Origin of the sequence: Cloacibacterium caeni, assembly GCF_907163125.1 — a bacterium.
Taxonomy (GTDB): Bacteria; Bacteroidota; Bacteroidia; order Flavobacteriales; family Weeksellaceae; genus Cloacibacterium; species Cloacibacterium caeni_B.
Genome location: NZ_OU015319.1, coordinates 221702 through 239347, shown reverse-complemented (window position 1 = coordinate 239347; position 17646 = coordinate 221702). Strand labels below are relative to the sequence as shown.

The 17646-nt window shown below is 33.0% G+C and carries 16 protein-coding genes and 2 tRNA genes; 9 read left to right on the top strand and 9 right to left on the bottom strand.

Translation table 11 applies throughout. The features are described from left to right. The first annotated feature begins 1 nt into the window (after position 1). The 5 genes from KKQ79_RS01110 to KKQ79_RS01090 all read left to right on the top strand — a co-directional run bounded on the left by KKQ79_RS01110 (position 2) and on the right by KKQ79_RS01090 (position 4202). Complete coding sequence (locus KKQ79_RS01110) at positions 2–220, top strand: DUF4266 domain-containing protein (RefSeq protein ID WP_104793350.1); 219 nt, start codon at positions 2–4, stop codon at positions 218–220. A gap of 30 nt (positions 221–250) precedes the next feature. Continuing rightward, positions 251–1555 carry a DUF3570 domain-containing protein gene (locus KKQ79_RS01105; protein WP_213188592.1) on the top strand — a complete coding sequence of 435 codons (1305 nt, stop codon included), beginning with the start codon at positions 251–253 and terminating at the stop codon, positions 1553–1555. 10 nt (positions 1556–1565) lie between these two features. After that, positions 1566–2663: a VIT1/CCC1 transporter family protein gene (locus KKQ79_RS01100; protein ID WP_213188591.1), complete on the top strand. Its 1098-nt coding sequence runs from the start codon at positions 1566–1568 to the stop codon at positions 2661–2663. Between the two features lie 89 nt (positions 2664–2752). Beyond that, the gene (locus KKQ79_RS01095; protein ID WP_104793347.1) at positions 2753–3145 is read left to right on the top strand and encodes a hypothetical protein; all 393 of its coding nucleotides are present in this window, start codon (positions 2753–2755) and stop codon (positions 3143–3145) included. An 82-nt stretch (positions 3146–3227) separates the two neighbouring features. Beyond that, positions 3228–4202, top strand: a complete 975-nt coding sequence (locus KKQ79_RS01090) for a cytochrome b/b6 domain-containing protein (protein WP_213188590.1) — start codon at positions 3228–3230, stop codon at positions 4200–4202. 68 nt (positions 4203–4270) lie between these two features. Here the strand turns inward: KKQ79_RS01090 and recG are convergent, their stop codons facing one another. From recG to KKQ79_RS01065, 5 genes are all read right to left on the bottom strand, one after another. Beyond that, entirely contained in the window at positions 4271–6364 is a 2094-nt protein-coding gene (gene recG, locus KKQ79_RS01085) for an ATP-dependent DNA helicase RecG (RefSeq protein WP_213188589.1), read from the bottom strand. Between the two features lie 351 nt (positions 6365–6715). After that, positions 6716–6788 (bottom strand) — tRNA-Phe (locus KKQ79_RS01080). Positions 6789–6863: 75 nt separating this feature from the next. Beyond that, positions 6864–6936, bottom strand: a tRNA-Phe gene (locus tag KKQ79_RS01075). Between the two features lie 122 nt (positions 6937–7058). Next, positions 7059–8873: a bifunctional lysophospholipid acyltransferase family protein/GNAT family N-acetyltransferase gene (locus KKQ79_RS01070; RefSeq protein ID WP_213188588.1), complete on the bottom strand. Its 1815-nt coding sequence runs from the start codon at positions 8871–8873 to the stop codon at positions 7059–7061. A gap of 6 nt (positions 8874–8879) precedes the next feature. Continuing rightward, a complete protein-coding gene (locus KKQ79_RS01065) occupies positions 8880–10118 on the bottom strand; it encodes an aspartate kinase (protein ID WP_213188587.1) in 1239 nt (412 codons plus the stop codon). A 127-nt stretch (positions 10119–10245) separates the two neighbouring features. Between KKQ79_RS01065 and fbp the strand changes: the two genes are divergently transcribed. From fbp to KKQ79_RS01050, 3 genes are all read left to right on the top strand, one after another. Then, positions 10246–11262 (top strand): class 1 fructose-bisphosphatase, encoded by a 1017-nt coding sequence (gene fbp / locus KKQ79_RS01060; RefSeq protein ID WP_069797829.1) that lies wholly within the window; start codon positions 10246–10248, stop codon positions 11260–11262. Between the two features lie 85 nt (positions 11263–11347). Next, positions 11348–11569 (top strand): PLDc N-terminal domain-containing protein, encoded by a 222-nt coding sequence (locus tag KKQ79_RS01055; protein WP_213188586.1) that lies wholly within the window; start codon positions 11348–11350, stop codon positions 11567–11569. Beyond that, the gene (locus tag KKQ79_RS01050; RefSeq protein ID WP_213188585.1) at positions 11570–12646 is read left to right on the top strand and encodes an o-succinylbenzoate synthase; all 1077 of its coding nucleotides are present in this window, start codon (positions 11570–11572) and stop codon (positions 12644–12646) included. Between the two features lie 116 nt (positions 12647–12762). On the opposite strand, the gene KKQ79_RS01045 is transcribed toward KKQ79_RS01050, so the two are convergent. The 4 genes from KKQ79_RS01045 to KKQ79_RS01030 form a co-directional block, all read right to left on the bottom strand. Next, positions 12763–13554 carry a sensor histidine kinase gene (locus KKQ79_RS01045; RefSeq protein WP_250131162.1) on the bottom strand — a complete coding sequence of 264 codons (792 nt, stop codon included), beginning with the start codon at positions 13552–13554 and terminating at the stop codon, positions 12763–12765. 19 nt (positions 13555–13573) lie between these two features. Further along, complete coding sequence (locus tag KKQ79_RS01040) at positions 13574–14116, bottom strand: hypothetical protein (RefSeq protein ID WP_213188584.1); 543 nt, start codon at positions 14114–14116, stop codon at positions 13574–13576. 112 nt (positions 14117–14228) lie between these two features. Then, positions 14229–15050, bottom strand: a complete 822-nt coding sequence (locus KKQ79_RS01035) for a hypothetical protein (RefSeq protein ID WP_213188583.1) — start codon at positions 15048–15050, stop codon at positions 14229–14231. A 19-nt stretch (positions 15051–15069) separates the two neighbouring features. Then, positions 15070–15699 (bottom strand): response regulator, encoded by a 630-nt coding sequence (locus KKQ79_RS01030; RefSeq protein ID WP_213188582.1) that lies wholly within the window; start codon positions 15697–15699, stop codon positions 15070–15072. 231 nt (positions 15700–15930) lie between these two features. Between KKQ79_RS01030 and KKQ79_RS01025 the strand changes: the two genes are divergently transcribed. After that, complete coding sequence (locus tag KKQ79_RS01025; RefSeq protein WP_213188581.1) at positions 15931–17604, top strand: glutamine--tRNA ligase/YqeY domain fusion protein; 1674 nt, start codon at positions 15931–15933, stop codon at positions 17602–17604. Positions 17605–17646 lie beyond the last annotated feature (42 nt).

Below are 17646 nucleotides of genomic sequence, written 5' to 3'. Positions count from 1 at the left end.
AATGAACTCTATTAAAGTATTTTTTGCACTATTCTTCGTCTCGATAATGGTGCAAAACTGCGTTTCTGTAAAAGAATACGAAAAAAACTATGTGAACGATAGTGAAATGCAACTTTCTACCAAAAAATCTGCAAAAACAGAAAATAATTTTCTTTTATACAGAGAAGCAGCTTCTGGTGCAGATGGTGGGAAAAACGGTGGCGGTTGCGGTTGCAACTAAGTAAATTACGAATCTATATAATCATTAACGATGAAAAAAAGCATAGTATCCGTATTTTTACTAGCCATCACTTTTGGTTTCTTTGGAAAATCAAAAGCACAAGAAAAAGACTCACTTTACGAAGCGAGAAAACTGAAAATTGACGAAATTAACTTTGTATCAGGATATTACACTCAGGAAGGTGACCACTCTTCTATTGGCGGGGGAAAAGGTGATGAAGCTTTGACCAATATTTCTAATTCTATACAGGTAAGATTACTTAAAAACAGTCAAAAATATGAACATAGACTAGACGTTGCTGTAGCAGTAGACCATCACACTTCTGCTTCTACCAAATTAATTAATAATGTTCCAGATGGTTCCCCTACCAATATATATTCTGGAAAAATAAGTGCCAAAACTGCTGCTTCTAGTGGAACTAGCGGAGTTACTGGTGCTTCTTCTAAATTTGTAGGTTGGAGAATTTATCCTTCTATTAATTATTTTGCTAAAAATTTAGAACGAAATACTACTTATGGAATTGGAGCTTACTATTCCCGAGAATTTGACTATCAATCCATTGGTGGTGAACTTTCTTTTGTAAAAGCGTCTCAAGATAATAATGCTGAGTTCAGTGTAAAAGCAATGGCATTTTTTGACCAAAGACTAGAAATTTTACCAGTAGAACTTAGACCAGTTAATACAGGAGTAAACAACAAAATAGCTGACGATGACGAAGACGAACATGAAGGAGGCGATGATAATTATAAACTTTGGAATAAAAATTCTTATAGTGTAAATTTTGCCTATTCTCAAATTATCAATCCAAGATTACAAGTTTCATTGTTGGCAGATTTTGCATTTCAAGATGGTTTACTTTCTATTCCTTATAACAGAGTTTATTTTACCAATAATACGGTTTCCAGCGAAAAATTGCCTATGCAAAGAATGAAAATCCCATTAGGAATGAGACTCAATTATTTCTTGGGCGAAACATTTATTTTCAGAACCTATTATCGATATTTCTTTGATGATTGGGGAATCAAAGCACATACTGCACAATTAGAAATCCCGATAAAAATTTCGCCATTTGTTTCATTAAGTCCTTTTTATAGATATCATCATCAGACCAGCAATGATTATTTTAAACCTTACGGACAACACAATCCTGGCGAAAAATATTATTCTTCAGACTATGATTTATCTAGTTTTAATAGCCAAAACATTGGGTTAAATCTTCATTATTTACCTTTAGAATCTAAGATTTTTAAAAGTGTAGATTTCAGATATAGTTTTTATAAAAGAAGTGAAGGTTTATCAGCACATAATCTTACATTTGCTATAACCTTTAAATAACCATCACAAAATGAACTTAAAAAACATCCAAACCGAAGTAGATGCTTCTTTTCTGTACGGTTTATTAGCAGAGAAAGAAGAAAACCAAAATGTAAAAGAGATTTTCTCACAAATGTCTGCCATCGAAAAATCTCACGCAGTAGCATTTTTACAGAAAGTAGGACTCACGGAAAAAGACATGCCGAAACCTTCTACAAGAGCAAAAATTCTTAAAAAAATTGGAGGAATTTTAGGTTATGATTATGTTTTAGGTGTTTTAATGGATACCGAAAAATCACTTTCCAGCTCTATCGGAAAAGCCAGAGTTAATACAAAAACTCAAGCATCTATTTCGGATACTGCCCACGTGAAAATTTTAGAAAATATTCTTCAAAATAATCCTAAAATCGGCGGAAATGCACTTTCTCGTTTTGAAAAAAGACATCGTTCTGTTGGCGGAAACGCACTTAGAGCAGCTGTTTTAGGAGGAAATGACGGTTTAATTTCCAACTTTTCATTAATTATGGGAGTTGCAGGAGCAAGTAGCGGACAAAAAGAAGTACTGCTCGCAGGTTTAGCTGGGCTTTTAGCAGGTTCATTGTCTATGGCATTAGGAGAATGGATTTCCGTACAGAGTTCCAAAGAATTATACGAAAACCAGATGTCTTTGGAAATGGATGAATTAGAAGTAAACCCTGAAGGAGAATTAAAAGAAATAGAATTGATTTACAGAGCGAAAGGAATTCCTGCTGATCAAGCCGCACAAATGGCAATAGAACTCATGAATGACAAAAATTCTGCACATCAATTTTTGGTAAAAGAAGAATTAGGAATCAACTCCGAAGAACTGAAAGGTTCTGCTATGGAAGCAGCGATTTCTTCTTTTGTATTATTTGCAATTGGAGCCATTTTACCACTGTTCCCGTTTTTCTTTTTAGGAGGAACTCCCGCAATTATTGCAAGTGCTATCTCTAGTTCTGTTGGCTTGTTTTTAATCGGTTCTGCCATTACACTTTTCACAGGAAAGAGCATTTGGTATTCAGGTTTCAGACAAGTTATTTTCGGATTATTGGCTGCAGCAATCACTTTCGGAATCGGTAAATTAATTGGCGTTTCCGTTATAGGATAATCATAAAATTAATGGCTAAAGTGAAAATGAATCACTTTATTTTTGATAAAATTTAACTTTAGCCTAATTTTTGTATCTAAAATACTGAGTTGAAAAAATTTATTTCCATATTATTCATTTCTGTTTATCTATTTTCCTTTCAAGAATTTAGACAAGTTTTCAAGTTGCCTAATTTGGTAGAGCATATTGTAAAACATAGGATAGAAAATGGTGAATTTTCATTGGTTAATTTTCTTAACCACCACTATTTCAGTGGAAATGTTATGGATAATGATTATGCTCAAGATCAGAAACTTCCTTTCAAACAAATAGATTTCACTCAATTTTCTACCATCGTTTTTGTAGTAGAATCACTTAATGTTTTAAAAATCGAAACTCCCAAGAGATTATTTATAGAAAATAAGAACTTTTTCATTTATAAAAACGATTTCATTTCTGAGTTTCATTATTCTATTTTTCAACCACCAGAAATTTTAATGTAATTTTTTGATTTACATCAACTTTATCTTTTTTCAAAAAGAAAAAGATACTCCTCACATTCATATTACATTAAAATTTAAGAAAATGAAAACAAAAACTTGGTCTTTGACGACCAGAATCTCGCACTGGCTTTTAGCCATAGGATTTACCGTAGCCTATATCACCGGCGAAAATGAATGGCAAATGAATTACCACTATGCTTTTGGAGCATTAGTTGGTGGAATTTTATTTTTCAGAATTCTTTACGGAATTATCGGTCCAAAATATTCTAATTTTGAAGATTTCCCAATGGGAATTTCTAAACAAATAGATTTCATTAAAAATTATTTCTCTAAAAATCAAACGTATGTAGGTCATAATCCTTTAGCATCTTTAGTGATGTTTTCTATGATGTTTTTAGGAATTTTCACAGCATTTACAGGTTATTTATGGGCTACAGAATCTGCACATTTTTTAGGATTTACTTTTACTGAAGAAATGGTAGAAGAAGGCCACGAAATTGGTGCAAAACTATTCTTAATTCTTGTATTTGCACATTTAGCAGGAATATTTGCTGACACTATTTTTCACAGAAAAACAGGAACTTTGGGTTCTATCTTCACAGGATACAAAAACGTACAAGCAGATGCTTCAAAAACAAATGCTTTTCATAAAATCTTCTCTATAATTTGGTTAGGCGTACCGATGATTTTATTCTACCTTGCTTTCGGTTTACCTGTAAATGAAAGAGGTAATGAAAGAGAAAATGAGGAAGAAGATGAATGGGAATCGCTGCTCTACCCTGACAAAAATTCTGAAAAATCACCAATGAATCTCATTGTGAAATTGACTAAAAACAGAAGCAATGTAGATGGAACCAGTTTGGCTTCTAGCAGTAGACAAACTGAGACTAATACTACTGTGAATACAGAAAGTAATTCTATCCAGAGTTATGCACAAAACTCACAATATTACACCGAAAACAGTAATGATGAGCGTGAATATTATGAACATGAAGAACATTCTAAACATCATCACGTAAAAAGAGAACATCATGATTATGATGAAGATGATGATTAATTTTAAAAAATAATAGAAAATACCGATGAAAATTTCATCGGTATTTTTATTAAGTTTTGGTTAAAAAATTAAGAGATTTTACCCCATTTATTTTTGCCTTTGTACTGCTTAACGTAGTAATTTCTAAGGCTTTGATGCTCAGGAAGCTGTAGATTTCCATCTATTTTTAGCAAATGTTCTACGGTTTCTTTTGCTGCTTTTATGATATTACCATCATTTACCAAGTCTAGGCGTTTAAAATCTACCATTCCGCTTTGTTGAGTTCCCAGAATATCTCCAGGACCGCGCAATTGCATGTCTACTTCAGAAATTTTAAAACCGTCATTGGTTTCGCACATGGTTTTGATGCGTTTTCTGGATTCTGTGGAAAGTTTATCGCCCGTCATCAGAATACAATAGCTTTGTTCTGCGCCTCTTCCTACTCTACCACGAAGCTGGTGCAACTGTGAAAGACCAAATCTTTCAGCACTTTCTATCACCATTACCGAAGCATTTGGAACATTTACGCCTACTTCTATTACGGTAGTTGCGACCATAATATCTGCTTTTCCTTTGGCAAAATAATTCATGGCTGCATCTTTTTCATCGGGTTTCATTTTCCCGTGAAGCATGGTGGCATTATAATCTGGAAGCGGAAAAATTTCTGAAATATGCTCAAAACCTTCCATCAAATTTTTATAATCTAGCGTTTCAGATTCTTCAATTAATGGATATACAAAATACACTTGTCTGCCTTTGGCAATTTCTTCTTTGGCAAAACCATAAACAGAATTTCTATCTTTTTCTCTTCTATGAGCTGTGATAATGGGTTTTCTACCAACAGGCATTTCATCAATTACCGAAACATCTAAATCTGAGTAATAACTCATTGCTAGAGTTCTGGGAATTGGAGTTGCCGTCATTACCAAAATATGCGGTGCAATTTTATTTTTAGCCCAAAGTTTCGCACGTTGCGCTACTCCAAATCTATGCTGTTCATCAATAATCGCCAATCCTAAATTTTTGAACCGAACAATGTCTTCTAAAACCGCATGAGTTCCTACTAAAATCGAAAGTTCACCGTTTAATAATTCTTCATGAATGATTTTTCTTTCGACGGTTTTGGTAGAACCGGTGAGTAATCTTACTTTGACATCTGTTTCCTTCAATAAATCTGCAATCGAATTAAAATGCTGCGTTGCCAAAATTTCTGTAGGCGCCATCATACAACTTTGGAAACCATTATCCATCGCCAAAAGCATCGCCAAAAGTGCCACCATCGTTTTACCAGAACCTACATCTCCTTGCAATAATCGGTTCATTTGGATAGGCTTTTTCAAATCATTTCTGATTTCTTTCAGCACTCTTTTTTGAGCATTGGTCAATTCAAAAGGAAGGAAATTTTCGTAGAAATTATTGAAATTTTCGCCTACTATCGGAAAAGGATTCCCAATGGTAAAACTTTTGTTGTAATTTTTTTTGAGACCGTAACCCAACTGGAAAAAGAACGCTTCTTCAAATTTCAATCTTCTGTCTGCATGTTTGGCAAAATCTGCATTTTGTGGAAAATGAATGTTGAGATACGCTTGTTGACGACTCATCAATTTCAGAGATTTCATGAGGGAAACTGGCAAATTCTCTTCTATCAACTGAGGAATCTGCGAAATGATGTTGGCTTGAACCGTTTGAAAAAATTTCTGGTTCAATCCTCTTTTCGTCAATTTTTCTGAACTGGGATAAATAGGTCTGAGTCTTTCTTCTGCCGATTTTTTGTCTTCTAATTCAATTTCTGGATGCGGCATGGAGAAAGTGTGATTAAACTCCTGAACTCTCCCAAAAATATAGATTTCTCGGTTTACGGGAATCTGTTCTTTCATCCAATTAGAATACTGAAACCAAACTACATCTAGTGTTCCTGTCCCGTCTGTAAACTTCCCCGAAAGTCGTTTTTTCCCTTTAGCATAAGTGATTTCCTGTAATTCTGTAATTCTTCCTTTAAGTTGAATTTCTAAATTATCTTCCTTGATGTCTGCAATTTTATAGACTTTCGATTTATCTAAATATCTTATCGGAAAAAAATGCAAAAAATCTTCCACCGTTCTAATATCTAATACATTAGCAATCAGTTTGGCACGTTCTGTACCAATTCCTTTTAAAAATTCTATGGAAGTGTCTAATGTCAATGGTGAATTTACTTCGCAGTGAACTGTGAGTTTTACGATGTGAAATTAAGGAAATTTGTTCAAAACTAAAAAAGAAAGACCTTCAATAATGAAAGTCTTTTTTATTCTGTTTTGGCTAAAGCCAAATTGATTTTTATGATTTCTGAAATGGAAAAATAACCGTTTCAATTTTACATGAAAGTAACTCGCATTTAAAATATACTTTTCATGCACTCTTCATGAGCTATCTACGGAGTATCTATGAACCACCTATGCTATATCCAAATTGGGGAGTCAGAATAAATTGAATTTTAAATAATTACTTGAAAAACATATAAAAAACAAAAACCGCCTCTCGAAAGAAGCGGTTTGTGGTTTCTCCAGGAATCGAACCAGGGACACACGGATTTTCAGTCCGTTGCTCTACCAACTGAGCTAAGAAACCTAAATGATTTAAAACAAACTTTCAATAAAAACCCTTAAATTTTTAAAAATTTAAGGGCAAATTGAAAAATGTATGTGGTTTCTCCAGGAATCGAACCAGGGACACACGGATTTTCAGTCCGTTGCTCTACCAACTGAGCTAAGAAACCAATTTTCTTTTGTCTTAGTTTTTAAGTTGTGCAAAATTAAACACTTTTTGTATACCATGCAAATATTTGCTCTTTAAATTTCAACTAAATACTAAAACAATTGATTTTCAAGTTCATTATTTTTAACTTTCTTTTAATTGTTCACTCATTTCTTCTAAAACGGGCTTAATTGTACTTTCTGGAAGGTCGCTTATTCTGATATACATGAGTCCGTCTATCGCATCATTGAAATTAGGGTCTACATTAAATGCGATAACCTTAGCATTTTGTTTGATGTATTTTTTTATTAAAACCGGCATTCTCATTTCTGGCTCTAAATCATCGATAAGTTTATCAAACTTGTTCAAATCATTGTCTAAACCTTCGAAAAAGAGGTGTTTTTCCTTTACCTTAAGTTTTACCTTAAAATCGTTTTTAGGATGCACGTATTGCGCCACCACAGAATCATAATAATGCGAACGCATAAATTCAATCATCAAAGACTTAGAAAAATCTGAGAATTTATTACTGATGCTTACTCCACCCATTAAGAATTTATGTTCAGGATTTTTGAGGCAAACATGCACAATTCCTCTCCACAACAAGAATAGTGGTAATGGTTTTTGCTGATATTCTAAATTCACATAAGCACGCCCCATTTCTATCACTTTTCTAAAGAAAGGTTGTATTTCTTGGTCAAACTCAAATAATGAGCTGGTATAAAAGCCGCTAATTCCAAATTTCTTCATGACTTGAGCACCTAATGCCATTCTATAAGCTCCCGCAATTTTTTGAGCACTATTATCCCAAAGAATAAGATGATGGTAATGCTTATCATACTCATCTAAATCAAAAGGCAGGTTGGTTCCCTCTCCTATTGCTCGGAAGGTTAACTCACGCTGTCTTCCGATTTCTCTCATCATCGAAGGAATTTCGTCATATTCGGTGAAATACACTTCGTAATTAGAGTTGGAGAATAAGAGTTTATCTTTCTTTTTAAGATTTTCTAAATCTTTTAGAATGTCTTCATGAGGTGTTTCGTCTATGATATTCTGAATCACTTCTTGTCCAGACTTCAGCGGAAATTTAATCGGCAAATTAGACAGTTTAAAGAGCTCCGCAATAGATTTTCTCCTTTCATAGTAAGACTTCATCATGTAGACTTTCTTTCTCAAGAAATCGCCTAATTCTTTCACCGATTCATATTCTTCTTGGATTTTTGGCGAAACAGGCTTTCCTATTCTGATTCTAATGGGCTTGTCTCTTTTCTTCATCATTTCAGACGGAAGCAAGAGCGTTTGTAAATCTGCATGAATTTTGGCAATGCTATAAAACTTGCTCGAATTCTTGGTATGAAAATACATCGGAACCACAGGAACCTTTGCTTTTTTTATTAATTTAAGTGCTGGAATTTCCCATTCTTTATCCAAAACCTCATCAAAAATATTATTACGATTCGACACTTCTCCCGCAGGAAAAATACCGACACAACCGCCTTCCTGAAGGTGTTTCAAGGTCTCACGCATTCCAGAAATACTGCTGTATGCCTCTTTTCTGGTTTCAAAAGGATTTACCGGAATTACATAATCTTTCATAGGCTCTATTTTCTGCAAAAGAAAATTGCCCATGATTTTAAAATCAGGTCTAATTTCTGTAAGGATTTTACACATCAGGATGCCATCAATCGCTCCTAGAGGATGATTGGCTACCAAAATGAAAGGTCCTGTTTTTGGGATTTTAGCCAAATCTTCTTCGAAGGCTACGTATTGGATTTCTAATTTTTTGAGAAAAGCATCAAAAAAAGCTACTCCATCGTGGTGTTTTATGCTGTCATACAATCTATTGACATCATTCAACTTGGTAAGTTCCATAATGGTAGAAGCAATCGGACTTTTAATAAATCCGAATTTCTGCAATCCTGCTGCTTTGATAAAATCTTGTTTAGAAATGAGGCTCATGGTTGGTTATTGCGTAACGATTTGTACAGTGTTTTTTGAAATTTGTTCTAAAAGGATTTTTTTATCAGCGTAGAAAGTAGAAAGTTCATCCATATTGGCATTTCTTACGGTATATAGCGAAACATTTTTCACTACATCTGTGCTGAATTGTTGAGTTAACGTTTGATTAACCTCATCAATTTTCCCAAATTTATCTTCCAGACAAAGCGCCAAAGAAATCGCAGAGTTCTGCATCATAGAAACTTTGATTTTATGTTTTGCCAAAAGATTAAAAATCTGACTGATGTGGTCTTCGGCAATGAAAGAAAAGTCTCTCGTAGAAATGTTCATTAACACTTGATTTTCTTTCAGGATATAACTTTCTTCGCTTTGGTTGACATCAGAATTTCCTACTTTGGTTCCTGGTTTTTCTGGCTCAACAAAAGATTTCACATAAAAAGGAATATGCTTTTGTTTCAGCGGTTGTAGCGTTTTCGGGTGAATTACCGATGCTCCGTAATATGCCATTTCTATGGCTTCTTCGTAAGAAATATTAGAAAGTAAGGTTACGTTTTCAAATTTTCTAGGGTCACCTGTCATCACACCTGGAACATCTTTCCAAATGGTCATGGCTTCTGCATTTAAACAATAGGCAAAAATCGCCGCAGAGTAATCTGAACCTTCTCTTCCTAAAGTTACAGTAAAATTATTGGCTTCTGAACCGATGAAACCTTGTGTAACATACGATTGATTTTGGTCTAGATCGCTGATGTTTTTCTCGGTTTCTTGCCAGTTCACTACGCCTTCTCTGTATGTGTCATCCGTTTTGATGTAATCTCTAGCATCTAGCCAAGCATTGCTAAAATTGATATCATTAAGATACTCACTCAGAATTTTAGACGAAATCATTTCACCACAACTCACCACTTGATCATACACAAAATTGTAATTTGGAGATTTATTTCTTCTCAAAAAAGCTTCTAAATCATCAAAAAACAAAGCTACTTCCCCAAAAATTTTATGATTTTCGGCAAAAAGACCTTTGGTAATTTCTAAATGAGATTGTTTTATTTTTTCTACCTCATTTTGGTAATCTTCCTTCTTAAAATAGTATTCTACTACTTTTTCTAATGCGTTGGTAGTTTTTCCCATGGCAGAAACTACTAATAGGCATTTTTCAAAACCTTGCGAGTTTAACACTTTCGCTACATTCTTTACACTCTCTGCATCTTTTACTGATGCTCCTCCGAATTTAAAAATTTTCATCTTCTTTTATCTAAAATCAATTCAAACCTTCAAATTTATTAAATTATTTCCATATGAATCAATTGAATATTTTTTGGGAAATCTCACTAATAATTACGAAATTTACAAACAAGCAAATACCAAAAAAATGTCTGAACAAACTTTTCAAACTTTAGGTGAATTTATCATTGACAAACAAGACGATTTTAAATATTCTACCGGGGAACTCTCTAGACTTTTGAGCGCCATCAGATTGGCTTCTAAAGTAGTGAATAGAGAAGTAAACAAGGCGGGAATCGCAGAAATCATCGGTCATGCTGGAAACCAGAATGTGCAAGGTGAAGACCAACAAAAACTAGATGTTTTAGCCAATAATCTTTTTATTGAAGCGCTTTCTCAGCGTGAAGTAGTCTGCGGAATTGCCTCTGAAGAAAGTGATGATTTTATAGAAATTAAAGCGACAAGCAACGCTCACCTTAATAAATATGTGGTTTTGATTGATCCATTAGATGGTTCATCTAATATTGATGTAAATGTTTCAGTAGGAACCATTTTCTCTATCTACAGACGTGTTACGGAACCTGGAACACCTGTTCAACTCAAAGATTTTTTACAAAAAGGCGTAAAACAAGTAGCAGCTGGTTATGTAGTTTACGGAAGTTCTACCATGATTGTATACACTACAGGAAATGGCGTAAATGGATTTACGCTTGACCCTTCTATTGGTACATATTACCTTTCTCACCCGAATATGAAATTCCCAACAACTGGAAAAATTTATTCCATTAACGAAGGAAATTACATTAAATTTCCTCAAGGTGTGAAAGATTACATTAAATATTGTCAGTTAGAAGAAGGTGACAGACCTTATACTTCTCGATATATTGGTTCATTGGTTTCAGATTTTCACAGAAATATGATTAAAGGAGGAATTTACATCTATCCTTCTACGTCACAATCTCCAAAAGGAAAACTAAGATTATTATACGAATGTAATCCAATGGCATTATTAGCAGAACAAGCTGGCGGAAAAGCGAGTGATGGCTACAGAAGAATTCTGGAAATAGAACCTACAGAATTGCACCAAAGAGTACCTTTCTTCTGCGGAAGTGCTGCAATGGTAACCAAAGCCGAAGAATTTATGGCAAAAGCTTTAAAACCTTAGAAATTTATAAAATTGCTTATTATAAAATCGTAAAGTCTCTCTTGATTTTACGATTTTTTTATTATTTTTATATCAAAATATTATCATGATTCTCACTTTTTTATCGTTGTCTATTCTGCATTTGGTTTTCGTTTTGTTCATTATTCTTTTGCCTTCTGTTTTATGGATTTTTGCCCTTATTGACATTTTAAAAAGCAATTTTAAGGATTCTACCAATAAAATTATTTGGGTTTTAATTGTACTTTTGTTGCCCGTTTTAGGCTCTATTCTGTATTTTATTTTTGGAGGCCAACAAAAAATAAATTAAATGAACGCTCAATTTACCAGACACGAACTCATCTTTAAACAAGCGAGTGGAACTTCTAGAGGAGTTCTTACCACTAAGGAAACTTATCTTTTAGAAATTTCAGAAAATAACAAAAAAGGAATTGGCGAATGTGCCATTTTCAGAGGATTGAGCTATGATGATGTTCCTGATTATGAAGAAAAACTTACTTGGCTTTGTGATAACATCAATCAAGATTTTGAAGTTTTAAAAAAAGAACTTCTTCATTATCCTTCCATAATTTTTGGATTAGAACAGGCTTTGTTAAATTTAAAATATGGCTCAGATATTTATTTTCCGAGTGATTTTACTGATGGTAAAGATTCTATAAAAATCAATGGACTGATCTGGATGGGAAATGCAGATTTTATGCAATCTCAAATTGAAGAAAAATTAGCAAAAGGTTTTGACTGTATTAAATTAAAAATCGGGGTAGATTGGAAATCTGAAAAAGAAATCATCAAAAAACTCAGAGAAAAATTCCCGAAAGAACAATTGGAACTAAGAGTAGATGCTAATGGTGCTTTTTCTTATGATGAAGCTAGTATGGTTTTACAAGAATTGGCAGATTTAGGAATTCATTCGATTGAACAACCGATAAAGAAGAGCCAAGTAAAAAGTAAAAAGAGCCAAGAAATTGATGAAATAAATTCAACGGACTGCTGTGTTCCTTGGAATGAAATGGCGAAATTATGTGCAGAAACACCTACTCCTATTGCTTTAGATGAGGAACTTATCGGCGTGATAGATTTTGAAGATAAAAAGAAACTTTTAGAAACCATTAAACCACAATACATTATTCTAAAACCAGCTTTAGTGGGCGGATTTTCTGGCTCTGATGAATGGATTGCCATTGCAGAAAGTTTAGGAATCAACTGGTGGATTACTTCTGCTTTAGAAAGCAATATTGGCTTGAATGCGATTTGCCAGTACACTTACACCAAGAAAAATCCTTTACCTCAAGGATTAGGAACAGGCGCACTTTTCACGAATAATTTTGAAACTCATTTGCAATTAGAAGGCGACCAAATGTGGCATAAAAAAACGTCTTATTGTTAAGACGTTCATTTTTTCAGCGTTTAAATTTGTGTTTTCAGAATGTTTTCATGGTTGTTTCTACCGTGCACAAATGTATAAAAGAAAATTCTACTACGCTATTACACTTTTGTGTAATTTTACAGTTGCACCTGAAAGAGGAGATGCAGCCCTTTTTTAGAGGGTTTTATCTCAAAACTACCCTCTATTGCATTCATTCTTCTTTCCATATTATGCAGGCCATTTCCTGATTTCCTTTTATTTTGGATTCCAATTCCATCATCAATAATTTCTAAGGTAAAAATATCTTTCTCTAAAAGAAAAAATATGCTAAGACTTCTTGTCTGACTGTGTTTGTAAATATTATTTAATGCTTCTTTGGCACATAAAAAAAGATGTCTTCTGGTTTCTGCATTAAGTTGTTTCTCTGGATGGTCTACTTTTCTATCTATCTTAATCTCAATCTCTGTTTTTTTGAAAAAATTTTCGGAATAAATGGTCAAATACTGAATAAAATTGCCTAGAGTGTCATTATTGGAATTAAGACTCCAGAGCATTTCTCTCATAGAAAGATTCATTTCTTCTGATGTCTTAAGTAAATCATTAATATCTTCTTTGAGGTGTTGTTCGTTTATTTTTTGTTTTAAAAATTCTGCTTGAAGTTTTAGCGCAGAGATTCCCGCACCTAAATCATCATGCATATCATGAGAGATTCTTTCCCTTTCTTCTTGAATTTTCTTTTGTATTTCTAATTCTTTTTCCAGAATTTGGTTTCGATATTCTATTTCTTGGAGCAATTTTTCTTTGATAAAAACTATTTGTTTCTTTCTATATACCATGACTACTAAAATAATAAACCCTACAAACATTAGTAAAATAACGATTGCAAAGATTAAAACTAATAAAACAGCGTCTGGCAAATGTCTAATCAAAATGTGTTACTTTATAAAGTTAGCTATATTTTTTTTCTATTACTCTTAGACCTTGTAAGAAAAAAAGATACATGGTAATATTTGCTATATTGAACAAATAGGCTATAATAGAAAAAATATCTCTATCATAATCATAGAGCCATTGATTAAGAAATAACCTAAACAATGCAAAAACACTCCAAATAATTAAAGCTACGCTTACCCAGAAAGCTTGTTTATGAGTAATGTTCTCTTCATCAATATGATTAATAATATATAGCAACCATTGTAAACTAATGAGCAGGAAAAAGAGAACTAAAGCTACAAATATTCGGGTATCTATCTTAATAATAGGCGTCTCTAATTGTATATAAGTTATTACCAACATAGTAAGAAACGAAATCCCGTAAAGAAAATATTTATTTAAATTATTCTGGTAATCTACCAAAAAAAAATAACTAAAATATACAATAGATAAAACATTAAAAGGCATAAACAAATAGAACTGATCTATTTGAAAAGCCTGTCTGATATAAATCCCTAAAACATCTACGAAAAAAACTGCAATAAGGTATATATACATAAACCTTTGTTTATGAGTATAACCTTTTTTGAGCCACAGATAAATAGAATATGACATTGCTGTAAAAATTACAGTGTCATAAATGAGCGATAAAATTTTGAATAACATACTATTAAGGGCAATCTTGAGGACAAAAATGATTTAAATCAAAGCCAGACAAACTTTCTACATCTCCGCTTTCAGGATTCTGACAGTCTGTAATAAAGGTCATTTGCCCTACACTTTCATCTGTATATAATTTTAATTTTTTTCTAAGTATACTTGATTCTGTCTTGGAGAGAAGAGATTCATAATTAACCCACTGAGCTAGAGTAATTTTAAAATTTTTTACATTCTTCTTTGTCATCGCTCTATTTTTATAAGCCAGCAGTTCATCTTTCATCATTTTCACTCTAAGAGTGTTTCCTTGCGTACCCTTCACTACTTTGTCAATATAAGGTTTTATGTTATTTATATAATCATTCTCCATTATTTTATAATCCTTTTCATCAATTTCTATGGTTTGCTTTACATCTAACATTGCATAGGCTCTTCCAGTAATGTTTTTACCAGATTTATCCATATAATAATATAGCATATAGAGTTCCCCATCAAATTGAGCCAACTCTTGATATTGATTAGGAAACTTATCTTTATTAAACTGTACAAAACTAAATGCTACTTTATCTGCACCAGCAGGAATCTGTTCAATCATTTGCAAATAATTTTCTTTATTTACTTTAAAAGATTTCTCATTTTTAGCATTTAATTTTTTAAGAATTTTGTAGGTTTCCTTATCAAAACTGTGACGCATTGCAGAATCTAATTTCTCAGGCATAGGAACATGAGCAAGTAATACATCCTCTTTTGGTAACTGTTTTTTATCTACACAAGCTATTAAAAATAAACAAAGCAAAAGACCTTCTAACCATGGAAATTTAATTAATTTTTTCATGCTGAGTTATAAGAAATTATTATAAGTTTTTAAGAATATTTATGGCTTCAACTTTATTATTCACATGAAGTTTTTTGTAAATATTGCTCACATGTTTTTTTATAGTATCTATGGTCACTTGTTTTATTTCTGCGATTTCTTTATACAAATAGCCTTTTGCCAAGAGTTCTAAAATTTCAAATTCGGTTTTTGACAAATCGTTCAGTTGTTGATTCACAATTGTTTTTTCTTCTCTAAAATATTGTAAAACTCTTTTTGCAACTCCAAAACTCATCGGTGCGCCACCTTGGTAAACATCTTTTATGGAAGCAATAATTTTATCCATCGTTTCTCCTTTGATAAGATAGCCAGAAGCTCCTGTTTTTAGCGCATCATAAATATGCGCATCATCTTCAAAACTGGTACACATTATAAATTTGGTTTCTGACATATTATCTATAACTCTAGAAACCACTTCTATACCGCTCATATCAGGAAGTTTAATATCCATCAAAACCACATCTGGTTTCATCTCTTTTAATAAAGCTAAAGATTCTGCCCCTGAATATAATTGAGCTACACAGTCCAACTCCGAATCGTTGTCAATAATTTTTTTTAGTGCATTATTATAATGCTTTTCATCTTCTACTACGGCAACTTTGATAGACATTTTTAAGCAATTTAAAGGAAAAACTCTAGTCAGAAACTTAATTTTTAAGGTTATTACCACAAATTAAGAAATAAAAATAATATTTTTCATCGAAATATCTCAACTTTATTACTAAAATTACACTAAATAACTTAAAAAACAAACAAATACTGCTTATAGTATAATTAAAGCAGATTATCATATTTATAAGCCTAATAATTTTCTTAAATTTGCAAGATTCAAGAACTGATTATGGAAGAAGAAAAAAAACCGCTCAATTTTATTGAACAAATCATCGAAAATGATTTAGAAAATGGTTTAGATAAATCTAAATTGCGTTTTAGATTTCCACCAGAACCTAATGGTTATTTACACGTAGGACATACCAAAGCGATTTGCATCAACTTCGGTTTAGGAGAAAAATATGGTGCTCCTGTTAATTTACGATTTGACGACACTAATCCCGAAAAAGAAGAGCAAGAATTCGTAGATGCCATCAAAGAAGATATTAAATGGCTAGGTTTTAAATACGACCAAGAACTATATGCTTCTGATTACTTCCAGCAGTTGTATGATTGGGCTGTAGAAATGATTAAACAAGGAAAAGCCTATGTAGATGAGCAACCTTCTGAAGTGATTACAGAACAAAGAAAAAATCCTACCGAAGCCGGAATAGAGTCTCCATATAGAAACAGACCTATAGAAGAATCTCTAGATTTATTCGAAAGAATGAAAAACGGAGAGTTCGAAGAAGGTACAATGTCTCTAAGAGCTAAAATAGACATGACTTCGCCAAATATGAACATGCGTGACCCTGTTATGTACAGAATTCTGAAAAGACCACACCACAGAACTGGTGAAAAATGGAAAATCTATCCTATGTACGATTGGGCTCATGGTGAATCTGATTATTTAGAGCAAATTTCACATTCCCTTTGTTCATTAGAATTCGAAAACCACAGACCTCTTTATGATTGGTATTTAGACCAAGTTTATGAAGATGGAAAAGTAAGAAATAAACAAAGAGAATTTGCGAGAATGAACGTTACTTACATGGTAACTTCTAAACGTAAATTACAAAGATTAGTAGCAGAAGGTGTAGTAACAGGCTGGGATGATCCTAGAATGCCTACGATTTCTGGAATGAGAAGATTGGGTTACACTCCGAAAGCCATCAGAGAATTTATTGACAGAGTGGGCGTTGCAAAACGTGAAAACCTCATCAATATTCAGTTGCTAGAATTCTGCGTAAGAGAAGACCTCAACAAAGTTTCTACCCGAGTAATGTCTGTGGTAAATCCTGTAAAACTTATCATCGAAAATTATCCTGAAGATAAAGAAGAATGGCTAGAAACTGAAAATAATCCTGAAGACGAAAACGCAGGAACTAGAGAAGTGCCATTCAGCAGAGAACTTTACATTGAAAGAGAGGATTTCATGGAAGAAGCTCCGAAAAAGTTCTTCAGATTAACCATTGGTGGAGAAGTAAGACTAAAATCTGCTTACATTATTAAAGCCAACGGAGTAGAAAAAGATGAAAATGGCGAAATCACTACTATTTACGCTACTTATGACGAAGAATCTAAATCTGGAAGTGGAACTGAAGCAAGTATGAGAAAAGTAAAAGGAACGCTTCATTGGGTTTCTGCAAAACATGCTTTACCAATTGAAGTAAGAATTTACGACAGATTATTTACTCACGAGCAACCAGATGCAGAAAAGGAAACAGATTTCATGGAATTCGTGAACAAAGATTCTCTGAAAAAAGTTCAAGGTTTTGCTGAGCCAAGCCTTAAAAATGCAAAAGTGGGAGACCATTATCAGTTCCAAAGAATTGGGTATTTTACTCCTGACAAAGATTCTACAGCAGACCAACTAATCTTTAACAGAACGGTTACGCTGAAAGATAGTTTTAAAATTGATTAAAATTTTAAGTTATATAGAAAAAGCTTCACGATGGTGAAGCTT

Excerpts from the sequence above, each read along its gene's own strand:
- KKQ79_RS01100 (WP_213188591.1), top strand. The coding sequence starts at position 1,566 with ATGAACTTAAAAAACATCCAAACCGAAGTAGATGCTTCTTTTCTGTAC.
- KKQ79_RS01070 (WP_213188588.1), bottom strand. The coding sequence starts at position 8,873 with ATGAGCCTCATTTCTAAACAAGATTTTATCAAAGCAGCAGGATTGCAG.
- fbp (WP_069797829.1), top strand. The coding sequence starts at position 10,246 with ATGTCTGAACAAACTTTTCAAACTTTAGGTGAATTTATCATTGACAAA.
- KKQ79_RS01035 (WP_213188583.1), bottom strand. The coding sequence starts at position 15,050 with ATGAAAAAATTAATTAAATTTCCATGGTTAGAAGGTCTTTTGCTTTGT.
- KKQ79_RS01030 (WP_213188582.1), bottom strand. The coding sequence starts at position 15,699 with ATGTCTATCAAAGTTGCCGTAGTAGAAGATGAAAAGCATTATAATAAT.
- KKQ79_RS01105 (WP_213188592.1), top strand. The coding sequence starts at position 251 with ATGAAAAAAAGCATAGTATCCGTATTTTTACTAGCCATCACTTTTGGT.
- KKQ79_RS01040 (WP_213188584.1), bottom strand. The coding sequence starts at position 14,116 with ATGTATATATACCTTATTGCAGTTTTTTTCGTAGATGTTTTAGGGATT.
- KKQ79_RS01090 (WP_213188590.1), top strand. The coding sequence starts at position 3,228 with ATGAAAACAAAAACTTGGTCTTTGACGACCAGAATCTCGCACTGGCTT.
- KKQ79_RS01055 (WP_213188586.1), top strand. The coding sequence starts at position 11,348 with ATGATTCTCACTTTTTTATCGTTGTCTATTCTGCATTTGGTTTTCGTT.
- KKQ79_RS01050 (WP_213188585.1), top strand. The coding sequence starts at position 11,570 with ATGAACGCTCAATTTACCAGACACGAACTCATCTTTAAACAAGCGAGT.
- KKQ79_RS01065 (WP_213188587.1), bottom strand. The coding sequence starts at position 10,118 with ATGAAAATTTTTAAATTCGGAGGAGCATCAGTAAAAGATGCAGAGAGT.
- KKQ79_RS01025 (WP_213188581.1), top strand. The coding sequence starts at position 15,931 with ATGGAAGAAGAAAAAAAACCGCTCAATTTTATTGAACAAATCATCGAA.
- KKQ79_RS01110 (WP_104793350.1), top strand. The coding sequence starts at position 2 with ATGAACTCTATTAAAGTATTTTTTGCACTATTCTTCGTCTCGATAATG.